The organism is Hydrogenobaculum sp. 3684 (assembly GCF_000213785.1).
Taxonomy (GTDB): Bacteria; Aquificota; Aquificia; order Aquificales; family Aquificaceae; genus Hydrogenobaculum.
In genome coordinates, this window is sequence record NC_015557.1 from 613,593 (window position 1) to 626,079 (window position 12,487).

General features: G+C 34.2%; 11 protein-coding genes and 3 tRNA genes. All 14 read right to left on the reverse strand.

Annotated features, from left to right (window positions below; translation table 11 throughout):
• Positions 1 to 28: 28 nt before the first annotated feature.
• Positions 29 to 1,345 carry a tRNA uridine-5-carboxymethylaminomethyl(34) synthesis GTPase MnmE gene (mnmE, locus tag HYD3684_RS03395; RefSeq protein ID WP_015419294.1) on the reverse strand — a complete coding sequence of 439 codons (1,317 nt, stop codon included), beginning with the start codon at positions 1,343 to 1,345 and terminating at the stop codon, positions 29 to 31.
• A 12-nt stretch (positions 1,346 to 1,357) separates the two neighbouring features.
• Positions 1,358 to 1,430 (reverse strand) — tRNA-His (locus HYD3684_RS03400).
• Positions 1,431 to 1,448: 18 nt separating this feature from the next.
• Positions 1,449 to 1,521 (reverse strand) — tRNA-Gln (locus tag HYD3684_RS03405).
• Positions 1,522 to 1,564: 43 nt separating this feature from the next.
• Positions 1,565 to 1,909, reverse strand: coding sequence for an iron-sulfur cluster assembly accessory protein (locus HYD3684_RS03410; RefSeq protein ID WP_015419295.1), 345 nt, complete (start codon positions 1,907 to 1,909; stop codon positions 1,565 to 1,567).
• 110 nt (positions 1,910 to 2,019) lie between these two features.
• Positions 2,020 to 2,847 carry a biotin/lipoate A/B protein ligase family protein gene (locus tag HYD3684_RS03415; protein WP_015419296.1) on the reverse strand — a complete coding sequence of 276 codons (828 nt, stop codon included), beginning with the start codon at positions 2,845 to 2,847 and terminating at the stop codon, positions 2,020 to 2,022.
• Positions 2,820 to 3,278: a GNAT family N-acetyltransferase gene (locus HYD3684_RS03420; RefSeq protein ID WP_015419297.1), complete on the reverse strand. Its 459-nt coding sequence runs from the start codon at positions 3,276 to 3,278 to the stop codon at positions 2,820 to 2,822. Before HYD3684_RS03420 ends, HYD3684_RS03415 begins: the two co-directional genes overlap by 28 nt.
• A 6-nt stretch (positions 3,279 to 3,284) precedes the next feature.
• A complete protein-coding gene (locus HYD3684_RS03425; RefSeq protein ID WP_015419298.1) occupies positions 3,285 to 3,587 on the reverse strand; it encodes an Lrp/AsnC ligand binding domain-containing protein in 303 nt (100 codons plus the stop codon).
• A complete protein-coding gene (gene hemA / locus HYD3684_RS03430; RefSeq protein ID WP_015419299.1) occupies positions 3,568 to 4,764 on the reverse strand; it encodes a glutamyl-tRNA reductase in 1,197 nt (398 codons plus the stop codon). Before hemA ends, HYD3684_RS03425 begins: the two co-directional genes overlap by 20 nt.
• Positions 4,754 to 6,451 (reverse strand): proline--tRNA ligase, encoded by a 1,698-nt coding sequence (locus HYD3684_RS03435; RefSeq protein WP_015419300.1) that lies wholly within the window; start codon positions 6,449 to 6,451, stop codon positions 4,754 to 4,756. The genes hemA and HYD3684_RS03435 overlap by 11 nt, the downstream gene beginning before the upstream one ends.
• Before the next feature lie 52 nt (positions 6,452 to 6,503).
• Positions 6,504 to 6,586, reverse strand: a tRNA-Leu gene (locus HYD3684_RS03440).
• A 27-nt stretch (positions 6,587 to 6,613) separates the two neighbouring features.
• Positions 6,614 to 9,592: a glycosyltransferase gene (locus tag HYD3684_RS03445; protein ID WP_015419301.1), complete on the reverse strand. Its 2,979-nt coding sequence runs from the start codon at positions 9,590 to 9,592 to the stop codon at positions 6,614 to 6,616.
• Between the two features lie 58 nt (positions 9,593 to 9,650).
• Entirely contained in the window at positions 9,651 to 10,670 is a 1,020-nt protein-coding gene (gene tsaD, locus HYD3684_RS03450; RefSeq protein WP_015419302.1) for a tRNA (adenosine(37)-N6)-threonylcarbamoyltransferase complex transferase subunit TsaD, read from the reverse strand.
• Between the two features lie 3 nt (positions 10,671 to 10,673).
• Positions 10,674 to 11,930: a S41 family peptidase gene (locus HYD3684_RS03455; protein WP_015419303.1), complete on the reverse strand. Its 1,257-nt coding sequence runs from the start codon at positions 11,928 to 11,930 to the stop codon at positions 10,674 to 10,676.
• Positions 11,931 to 11,944: 14 nt separating this feature from the next.
• A complete protein-coding gene (locus HYD3684_RS03460) occupies positions 11,945 to 12,361 on the reverse strand; it encodes a hypothetical protein (RefSeq protein ID WP_015419304.1) in 417 nt (138 codons plus the stop codon).
• Between the last annotated feature and the right edge of the window lie 126 nt (positions 12,362 to 12,487).

A 12,487-nucleotide genomic window follows, 5' to 3' on the forward strand; every position in this document is an offset into this window, starting at 1 on the left:
CAGCTCCCGCTTATGGCCTATTGAAATATCATTTTCCAATACAAAATGTAGAAAATATCTCATCCAAAACGTTTTCATCTGTAATAAGTCCAAGAATTTCCTCAAGATAATCTAGAGCCTCCCTTATATAAAGCATCATAACTTCCGTTTTATCTTGCAAAACAGCTTCTTTTAAAGAGCCTAAAGCTTTAGCTACCAAAAACTTATTCCTTTTTGAAACATAAATACCATCTTCAGCTAAATCCAACATATGTAAAACTTTATTTTTCAAGTGTTCAACATTTTCTTGGTTTCTTATAGAAATAATTATAGCATTATCTTTGAAAAAATCAAGGGTTTTGCTATTTATCCCCAAATCGCTTTTGTTTAAAACAACCAAAGTATTTAGGTTTTTAACAATATCATAAATAAAGTAATCTTCTTCCTCGAGCTCTTTAGAACCATCCACCATAAAGAGCACAACATGGGCTTCTTTCATGTGTTCAATCGCTATATTTATGCCTTCTTTTTCTATTGGATCATCGGTTTTCCTAATACCGGCAGTATCAACAAGTTTAACAGGAAAACCGTTTATTTCCAACCTATCTTCTATATAATCCCTTGTAGTCCCAGGTATATCAGACACTATAGCCCTTCTTTTTTGTAAAAGCGTATTAAACAACGAAGACTTACCAACATTTGGCTTGCCAACTATAGCTATTTTTATTCCATCGTATAAGTAAGACTGTTCTTTTAGCTTTTTATGAAACTCTTCCAACCTACAAATTAGATTATTGATTTCTTTTTTTGTTTCGTTTACATCAAGGGGTTCTATATCTTCATAACCAAACTCTATATCTGCTTCTATGTTAGCAATGATCCTTATAAACTCTTTTCTTAGTTCTTCAATGAAAGAAGAAAATCTACCTTTTAACATGTTTAAAGCGTTTTCTACGGCTTTTTCGGTATTGGCGTTTATTAAAAGCTCCACACTTGAAGCTTCATCCAATGTCATTTTACCATTTAAAAAGGCTCTTTTTGTAAACTCTCCAGGCGAAGCAAAGGAGCACCCGTAATCTACCAAAGCTTCTATAGCTTTTTCTACAATAATAGGATTTCCGTGGAAAAAAATTTCAAGCATATCCTCCCCGGTATAAGAGCGTGGGGCTTTATAGTATATAGCTACAACATCGTCAAGTTCTTTATCGTTTATATAAAAAGATGTACGATAGGCATACCTTGGCTTTGGATTTTCAATATGCAAAAACCTATTGGCTACATCTATACAGTTTAATCCAGATAACCTCAATATGGAAATAGCCGATTTTAAAACAGGAGTTGCTGGGGCTACAATAGTATTATTCATAAAAACCTAAAGGGAGGATGACGGGGGTCGAACCCGCGACATAGGGATCCACAATCCCTCGCTCTGCCAGCTGAGCTACATCCTCCTAAGAAAGTTTGTAAAACTGGGGTGCCTGGATTCGAACCAGGAACCCTCGGATCCAAAATCCGATGCTCTGCCAGTTGAGCTACACCCCATGAGAATATTTATTATAGCAAAATTCATTTGAAAAATCAAGGATTATCTAAAATTAAAAGAAGAACCACATTTACAAGATTGCTTTATGTTTGGGTTGTTGAAGATAAAGTTGTTGGTTTTCATAAGATTTTCTATATAGTCTAGCTCTGTACCCTTTAGATAATCGTAAGAGTACTTGTCTATGGCAAGCTTAAAATCACCGTAATCTATTACTATATCGCTGTCTTTTACAGCGTTATCAAATTCGGTATAATATTTATACCCTGCACATCCTTCTTCTATAAGACTTACCCTAAAAACTGGGTTTGTAAGTTGTTTTTTAGCGGCCAGCTTTTTAATGGCCTTTATAGCTCTATCTGTCAATGTAAACTCTACCATAGTTTCCATAATATTACCTCCTTCAAGGTGTTTATTCTAATATACTTATAAATCTAATTTTTTCTATATAAAATCTTAATACTATAAAATAAACATTAAATTACTAATATGATTATATATCATAATATAACTCTTTCAAGAGTTTTTGGGTCTATAAAATAATTTTCTTTTATTTTAAATACCTTATGTTCTTTACCTGTATCTTCTGTTATAACATCGTAAGAGGTAAGCTCTATCTCTATTTTTTTAGAAAGATCCCATATATATTCTGGCAATACCGATATCTCAATGTGTCCAAATCTATCTTTAAGCACATCTATGAAAGCGTTGATGATGCTATCTTTGGATAGGTTTAATCCCTCCTTTCTTAACGTGGTGATGTTTTTCTCCAAAAGCTCTTTAAAAGATTTTTTATCTTTTACATAGGATATTATATTTGCCATCATATCAAAATCAAAATCCATAAGTATGTTTCCTACAAACACAAGCATATTTTCAATATCCCCAGCCCCTTGACCGGATATTTTTTTATCGTTTAGGGTTATATCTGCTATAGGTTTGTAGAAAGCGTTTATACCCAAAGACTTGTAAACTTCTATTATGATATTTGAAAAATACTTGTAAACATTCTCCATTTTAAAAGGAATTGTTTTGTTGCTTTTAGAAAAAATAAATTGATAAAAAATTTGGCCTGGATGAAGAAGCACAGTCCCGCCACCGGTATATCTTCTTATAATTGGTATGTTGTTGGTTTTGCAGTAGTTAAAATCTAAAAAACGATTCGCGTTGTCAAAATATCCAAGGCTAACACAAGTATCAGATGGTTCTGTTATAACAATACATTCTATCTGTTTTTTTGCCAATGCATGAAACAAAGCCACGGAGGTAGTAGCTTTTAAATACGGTACTACAAATACTATCAAATATCTTTTACCATCCTTACCCAAAAGTTGTATTGGCCATCTTTTCTAAAACCAAATTTTTCATAGAACTTCATAGCTTTTTCGTTTTTGTCTCCTACCCAAAGCTCTATAAGGTCAAGATTTCTTTGCTTAAAATACTCTATAGCCTTTTCCATCAACATAGACCCTACGCCCTTACCAAAATAATCTGGGTCTACAAATATTTCGTGTATTGCTCCCACTACCTTGTTGTATTTTTTACTATACCAATTGCCATCTATAGCCATAAAACCTACAATTTTATCACCGTCTTTTACTACGAAAAGTCCAGCTACATCTCTTCTTAAAAGCCAGTTTATATAGACTTTTACATCTTCTTCGTGAGTATATGAATATTCTTCTAAATTTTTGTAACTTTTAAGATATAGTTTTGCTACTTCGTCTATATATTTTATATCAAAAGGATGTATTTCCATTCAATGTTATATTCTAACTACCACACAGGTGATAGCTTCTTTCACTCCCTCTAACGTATGAATCTTTGTAATAACAAGCCTTCCAAGCTCATCCTGATTTTTTAGCTCTGCAAATACGATTATGTCGTAAGGGCCTGTTACTACGTCTGCCGTTCTTATACCGTCAAAAGTAGAAAGTGCTATCATAATAGAAGGTATCTCTTTTGGATCCGCTTTTATCATAATATAGGCTTTTATAGAGCTTTCCGACTCTAACTCCATCAATTCTGTAATGGATACTGGAAACGCCTTATCGTTCAATAAATCCATAATCTATCTCCTTTTCCTTAGATTTTATACCTAAAAGCTCAAAAACTAAAGGTGTATACTCTTTGTTTTCCCTAATTAGTTTTATTGCTCTATACACTATTTTTTTACAATCTTTTGAACCATTTTTAGTATAATCTAACATATTTATAATTATAGGCTCTAACTCAAGATTTTCAAGCCATTTATAAAATTTATCAGCTTCGTCTAGTATTATAAATTCACCTTTTTTAGCTTCTTGAATCCTATTGGATAAGTTATTTTCTACTACTTCTTTTAAATCATCTACATTGTATAAAAAAACGCTGTCCAAATCAGCACAGGATGGCTCTATGTTTCTTGGCACAGATATATCTATTAAAAATATAGGCTTATAATACCTTTTTTTCATAGCTTTTGATACAACATCTTTCGTAATAACGTACCCTTGAGCACCGGTAGAAACTAAAACTACATCAAACTCGTATAAAAACCGTTCTATTTCATCGAATCTTATTACATTAGCTTTTATCCTCTCTGCCAAACTTACCGCCCTTTCATAAGTCCTATTTGATATATATATACTAGCTCCAGAGCGTTGAAGGTATATAGCTGCAAGCTCCCCCATCTCTCCAGCACCTATCAAAAGCACCTTGTGGTTTTTAAGCTCACCAAAAATACGTTTTGCAAGCTCTACCGCAGCATAACTAACAGATACCGCACTTTTGCTTATGCCGGTCTCGTATCTCACCCTTTTAGAGGCATGTAGAGCGTTTTGGCATAGCCTATTCATAACTTTGCCAGTGGTTCCTAAAGCTTTTGCCTTAAAAAACGCCTCTTTGAACTGCGCTACTATTTGAGGCTCTCCTATAACCATAGAATCAAGACCAGAGGCAACTTTAAATATATGAGCCACCGCCTCTTTTCCAGCTTTTAAGAAAAAATGAGAGTTGTCAAAATGCTGGTTTTTTATTTCGGCGTATCTTCTAAAAGCTTCAAAAACTTGTTTTTCATCAGAAGCGTAAGCGTAAAACTCAAGCCTGTTACAAGTAGACAAAAGCATAAACTCTTTAACGTTGGTAGAAGCCTTTAATATATGTAAAATAGAATCTAGCTCTGAAGTGTTGCAACTTAATTTTTCCCTAAGTTCTACCGAAGCGGTCTTGTGGTTAAGCCCAATAGCGTATATATCACCTGCCATTTACATTCAAAATATCCTTTATGTAATCTAATACCTTATCTATTGGAACATCAACGGCTTTTAAAGTATGTCTATCTACCACTTCCACAAGACCATCTTTTACCTTTTTACCCACTACAATCCTATAAGGTATACCTATTAAATCTGCATCGTTAAACTTTACCCCAGGTGATACATCCCTATCATCAAAAAGCACTTCTATACCCTCTTGTGTTAGGCTTTTGTAAAGATGCTCCGATGTGCTATATTGAAGCTCATCTGAAGTATTTACACAACTAATAAGCACTTGAAATGGAGCCACAGGCAACGGCCACTTTATACCCTTTTCATCGTGATACTGCTCTACAATAGCTGCTATAAGCCTTGATATACCTATACCATAGCATCCCATTACAACAGGTTTTTCAGTACCGTCTTTATCTGTAAAAAACGCCTTCATAGGCAAAGAGTATCTGGTACCAAGTAAAAACGTATGTCCAAGTTCAAGACCTTGAGCTACCTTTAAAGGAGCACCGCATTCTGGACAAGGATCATTTTCTTCTACTTGGGCTACATCTACAAAGTTTTCAAAATCGATATTTGCATTTTTATAATGATAATGAGGCTTGTTGAAGGCCACTACCATATTTGAAGCGTTGTACAAAGAGTTATCCACTATTATCTCTATATCTTTACCTTCTACAAAAGGACCTATAAAACCTTTTTCTGTGTTTAAAAGCTTTAAAACCTCTTCATCTTCTGCTAATCTAAACTCATCTGTACCAAAAAGCCTTTCAAGTTTTTTCTCGTCTATCTTCTTATCCCCTCTTATAAGCACCATCACGGGTTTATTTTCTTTTATATAAAGTACAGATTTTATAATTTTGCTTTTAGGCACATTTAAAAATAAAGAGAGTTCTTCGATGGTTTTAACGTTTGGAGTATATACCTCTTCTAAAACTAACGGTGGTTCTTTTTCTACGTTTGGTTTTTTTAATTCCACTATCTCGGTGTTGGCCGCATAGCCACAGTTTTCACAATAAGCTATCAGCGCTTCACCATATTTTGTAATAGCCACAAACTCATGAGAGCTTTTTCCACCTATTTGACCAACATCAGCTTTTACCATCAATACATTTAAATTTAGTCTTTTAAAGATGTTTTTGTATGCTTTTACCATGATATCGTAAGAGTTCTTGGCACTTTCTTCGTCTGTATCAAAAGAATATGCATCTTTCATAATAAATTCTCTTCCTCTTATAAGCCCATAACGAGGTCTTTTCTCATCTCTAAACTTTGTATGTATCTGATATAGGTTTAAAGGAAGTTGTTTGTAAGATCTTACGGTTTTTCTTACCAAATCTGTAATCTCCTCTTCATGGGTAGGACCAAGACAGTAATCCCTATCGGATCTATCCTTTAGCTTAAAAAGTTCGTTGCCGTAATAATCCCATCTTCCGGTTTCTTTCCAAAGCTCCGCTGGATTTAATATAGTAAGTAGTAGCTCCTGAGCCCCAGCTTTATCCATCTCATCTCTTACTATATTTTCTATTTTCTTAAGCACTCTAAAGGCTATGGGTGTAAGCTCGTATATACCAGAAGCCACTTGCTTTATAAAACCTGCTTTTGTAAGAAATCTATGAGAAGCTGCCTCTGTTTCAGAGGGTTCTTCTTTTGTGGTGTATAAAAAATATCTACTCCATCTCATTCTATTTATTATATCTTAAAAGCTATATACAAGAAGATATTTTATATTTATATGGGGATGGAGGGACTTGAACCCTCACGGGATTGCTCCCTGCGGATTTTAAGTCCGCTGCGTCTGCCATTTCGCCACATCCCCGCGACTAATTATATTATATCACAACATTTAAACTTTTAACTGAGTTAAAACATACTCTATCATATCTATTCTAAAATCTTGTCTGTAGTAGTTTAATACTATATTTCTTAGTTCTTTTATCAAGGATTCTCTTTCTTCTTCATGGGAAAGATAATAATCTATCTTTTTAATGGCATCTTCGATATTTTTATAAGTGATTTCTTTGTAATGCTCTTTGAATAGTATCATCGCTTCTTCTTTGTAATCCACAATAGGCAAGCTATGATATATTGGTGGTTCGTATATCATATCATGCACAGCACTAAAACCTTGAGAGTGTATATAAAATGTGATCTTTGAAGAAGATACTATATATTTTAGCCTTGAATAGGGTATTTTTACAACATCTGTTGTGAAAAATCTATCCTTGTAATAATCTTTCAATGCGTTTGTAGCATAAGCCCTCACATAAGACATAACACTCGTTGATATATCAAAAAATTCTTGGTTAAAAAATCCGTCTTTTATACAAGGTATATCAAGACATTTTCTTATATCAGATACATCCTTTTTATAACACTCTATATAAGAAGCGTATTTTTTGTAAAAATCTTCATTTGGTTTATGAACACTGCCAGGGAAGATAACATCAAATATTTTTTTTTCTTTTGGTATATCATCATCTTGGGTGGATAAGTTTAGATTGCTCATAATAAAGCCGTTTGAGTTCCACCAATAGGCTTTTATACCGAGGGTTCTAAAGCACTCTGTTAAAAATTTATCGTGATGGATTATGGCGAACTTATGCTTGTATTTTCTTAGTATCTCAAGCCCTTCTCTTGTTAGACTGTATCTATTTATGCTTGGTGTATCCACTTTTAAAGCTATTATCGGAACATCAAAGTTTTTAAACCAAAAATCTCTTGTCTTATAATCCCAAGAGGTTTCATTTCTCATGAAAAATAGATCACCGTAAAATCCAAAAAACATAAAATCTGGATTAAAAGCCTTTACTTCGTTTTTAAGCCTATCAAGGTTTAGAGGTATATCTTTTCTTAAAACCCCCACCGTATAGCCTTTTGATGCAAAAAGCTCCGGATAGTTTGATATAAGCTCCCAGTGATCCGTGATAAGCACCTTGCCTTTTGGACCTTTGGCGTAGATCTCTATGTAAGGTTCATTTTCTGAAAGCCTATTTGTCATATGAAACTTAAACACAGATTTTTCATACATATTCCACTTTGAGTAGTCTATTGACCTTTGGGAGTTTTGATGTATGGGAAAAGAGCTTCCATATATGTATGTGCCGTATTTGGCTTTTAGCTTATAAAAATTCTCATGCTCAAAAAGAGATAAGCTTATGCCGGTTGATAAAGTAAGTATATTTGAGAAAAACTCCCCAAAGTACTCGCTGTTTTGAGAAAGCTCATTGGAACTATATAAAAACAAATCCTTTCCAAGGTGTTTGAACAAGTTTATAAAAGCTTTTGGTGTAAGAGAAGATTTAAAAGATGATTTGTATCTTCCAAGCGTATTTAGGATGCTTTCTTTGTTTGGAGCACCTATTAGTATGTGTTTGTCTTTGAAGATTTTTAGCAATCCTGTATCGATAGTTCTTATATCTGGTATAAGCACAATATCTATATCACTAAGTATATCTTCTATAGCCCCATCGTAATATTTTGTCCCAAAGAGCACAAAACCTATTTTCTTCAGTTCCTTATCTTCTTCAACATTTACAGTCTCATAACCAAGATAGTTTAAAAGATGGGATATCTCTCCGTTAAAAGCCCTGTAAACGAGGACACTCCCCTTTAGTTTTGAGGCTTTTAGTATATAAGCAATATCAATATTGTGCATTTTATCAAGCATACTAAGAGCAATAGGATCTTTGTAAAAGCTAAAAAACCCCGGTATACCCCAATCCGATAAACCTTTTTCTACAAAAAAAGGTTCTTTTTTAGAAAAGATGATGCTTTTACAAGCGCTACACTCTCTATATTCATCAGCATTTAATACATCCAAAAGGTACATAGGTGCTTTTTCAAGGCAGTATTTACAAGTATCTTCTTTTACAAGTTCTTTGTTTGATTTTTCTATGGCATCTTGTATAATTTGATCTGGTATAGATTCTATATCCATGCAAGGGTTTAGATTAGAACCTCTAACTTTTGCTTCAACGCAAACCCCTTCTGATATCCTCATGCAAGGACTTGAACACAAAGCCCCCACAAAGGGTATCTCCATACACTTCACATAAGAAATTTCACCAAAAACTTTTTTATCAAACCCACCCACCACAAAAACACAAGGGATTTTGTTTACATGGCACATATAAGCCACCGCTGGATGCGTGGTAATGATAACTTTTGAGCTTTTAAGAGCATCAAAGATTTTATTTAAACTGGATTTGGTAAATATATTTTGAGGTATGGTGATAGATTTTTCTATATTCGAAGTATTTTTTATATTGGCTTTATAAAAACCTTGAGAGTTTATAAAAGTGCTAAAAACACTTGGTTTATGCTCTAAAAATGGCTCTAAAGGGATAGCCTCCACATCAAAAAACCGTTCAAAATAAGATATCCTATTTGAAGTATCAAACTCATAAGAGGTCAAGTCTTCTTCAAAAAGCACATAAAAAACATCGTAAGAGAGTATATCATCTAAAGAAGGTATATCTTTTAAAGTGTTTATACCAAAACCCACATATATATCTTTGTTTGAAAACGGATAAACATCCACCTGAGATTCTTTTTCTATAGCTTTTAGTATTGGCATTAAACATACACTGCTAAAAGCATCCAAATCAGCAAGCACCAAAACCTTTTTGGGCTTTTTATCCAAGTAAGACAGATTAAGATGCTTAAGATAGCTTTTTCTTATAGACAAAAGCTCTTTTTCTTCTACAATCTCAAATAAAACCTTTGCAAGAAAATCGGGCACCAATACCGGATAATCTGGCATTTCGATAAACTCTTCTTTGTAATCTATATTTGTTCTTGAATGCAGTTTTATAGCTTTCATGAAGATATATTATAAATTAAGATAAAAAGGCAGATTCTTATCTTACATTTTGATTTACTTAACAAATACTCCTTACAAAATCCTCAAGCCTCAAAGAGGGATCTGGATTTAACTTATGTAAATCCGATTTTTTATAATATTTTCCTTTTAAAAATCTCATGTTGCCTACCAAGCTTACCATAGCTGCATTGTCTGTGCAGTATTTTATTGAGGGGATATAACACTCTATATCAAGGGCGTTTAGCTTTTCTCTTAGGCGTTTGTTGGCAGCTACGCCACCCACCACCACAAGACGGTTGATACCGGTTTTTTTTATGGCTTTTTGCAAGGTTCTTATAATGTGGTTTACTATAGCCTCTTGGTAGGAAAAAACAAGGGCATCTTTGGGGTATTTGTCTTTGTTTTCTCTTAAAAACGTTTTTAAACCACTAAAAGAAAACGCTATCCTATCGTCTTTTATAGGTATTGGAAAGTCTATCGTTTCAGGATTTTCATATGAAGATAAAAACTTTTCTATGGCAGGACCGCCAGGGTATTGAAGACCAAGAAGCACAGCCCCTTTGTCAAAGGCCTCGCCGGCTGCATCGTCAAGGGTTTTCCCTATTAGCTCATAATGTTCAAAGCCTTCTACGAGGTAAATCTCAGTGTGCCCTCCAGACACCACAAGGGCCAAAAATGGATATTCTACGTTGTATTCTAAAAACACCGAGTATATGTGAGCTTCTATATGATGGACTGGTACTATAGGTATATCCAAAGCATAAGATAAACCACTGGCAAAAGAAGCTCCAACCAAAAGAGATAATATAAGCCCAGGGGCTATCGTGACTGCCAAAAAATCTATATCAGAGGGTTTTATTTTATGTTTTTCTAAAAGCTCATAAAACAGTATATAAAGATTTTTTGTATGCTCTCTGGAGCAAAGCTCTGGGACTATGCCGTTGTATATCTTATGAGCATTTACTTGGGAGCTAAGGAGACTATCTATAAGACCTCTCTTACTACTATACAAAGCTAAAGCAGTATCGTCACAAGAGGTCTCAATGCCAAGACATAGCTTTTCTTCGTCGTGTTTCATCCATTATGAGGCTTTTTCGTCTTCCTTTTCTTTTTCAGACTTTACGGGTTTTCCTTCTAAATAGTCTATGGCAGCTTTTAGTTGAGGGTCTTTGTTGGGAAGAAGTATAACCTTTTGTTTATCGCCTTTTAGCCTCATATCCTCTATAGTTTTTATAAGTTCTTCTTGTTCTTTGGCCGGGAATTTTATCAGTATATCTGGCATAATGCCTTTTTTGTTTATACATATACCAGCTGGTGTATACCAATAGGCTATTGTTAGCTTTAGACCTGCTCCATTTTCTAAGGGTATAAGGTTTTGAACAGAGCCTTTACCGAAAGTCTTCTCGCCTATAACAGTGGCTCTCTTGTAATCTTTTAAAGCTCCAGTGACTATTTCAGCAGCACTTGCAGTACCACCGTTTACAAGGACCACAACCTTATCTTGCATAGGTATAAGTGGATTGTGCTTAGTATAATACTTATGTTCTCCTACAACTCTACCTTTCGTATAAACCACTAGTTTATCTTTTGGCAAAAATACGTTTGCTACTTTTATAGCCTGTGTTAAAAGGCCGCCTGGATCGTTTCTTAAGTCAAAAATAAACTCATTGGCACCTTTTGATTCAAGTTTTTTGACAGCTTTAGCAAGCTCACTGTAAGCGTTTTCTTGGAATTGCACAAGTTTTATATAGCCTATATGATTATCTACCATAGTGGCTTTTACGGCAGGTACTTTTATTATCTCTCTAGTTAGTTTGAAAGTAAGAGGATGATCTACGCCTTTTCTAAATATAGTAAGCGTGACAGTAGTGCCGGGCTTTCCTTTTATAAGCTTTATTACTTTGAATAAGCTTATATTGGAAGTGTCTTTGCCGTTTATTTTTATGATAACATCTCCAGCCCTTATACCAGCTCTATAAGCAGGTGTCCCTTCTATAGGGGCTATTACTATAGGTCTTCCATCTTTTCTTGCTATCTCTATACCTATACCACCAAATTCACCTTCGGTATCTTGAGTAAACTCTTTAAACTCAGAGGGGGTAAAAAAGTCAGAAAACGGGTCAAGAGATTGAAGCATGCCGTTTAAAGCGCCGTATATCATTTTCTTAGTACTTGGGTTTACCACGTAATTTTGCTTCGTAATTTCAAAAACATCCATAAAAAGCCTTATATAGTCAGCATCAGACTGATGTTTTTTGTTTTGTTCTGCCTTTGCACCCACCAAAAATCCACCGACAAAAACTATCGGTATAGTTAAAGCTAAAGAAACTTTTTTCATTAAACGTTCTCCTGTCATGGTTTTAAAATATAAATACTTTTTATGTTTTTTATATAAAATTTTGCGTTTCCAAGACTACCAAGACCATAGCATGTCATATCTTTAGAAAGTTCCACCAACTCTCCGCTTGGATTTGCATTTGTTTTTAAATATACCTCAACGTTGTTTGCTCTTAAAGCTTCAACGTCTATAGACCTTACTGTGTTTAAGTCTACAAAATAGCTTAAAGAACCATCTTTTACGTCTATATATGTCCTGCCATCGCAGTTGCAATTTTGTAAAATATGTGACTTACCAGTGTTATCTATAACCTTACACGTAATACCAGTGGGCACGCTCTGCATCGGCGTTGTTTCGCCCATACCATAACTTACGCCAAAAGCTAAAAAAACCCCCAACAACATTGAACTTCTTTTAAAAGCCTTCAACATATTATTTTAATTATATCACATAACAATATATTTTTGTATTAACTCGCTTATAAACCAATTATAAAAAAATTCAACTTGTACAAAGCTCTTGCAAAATCTTAAAGATATGATATAATATTAATATTT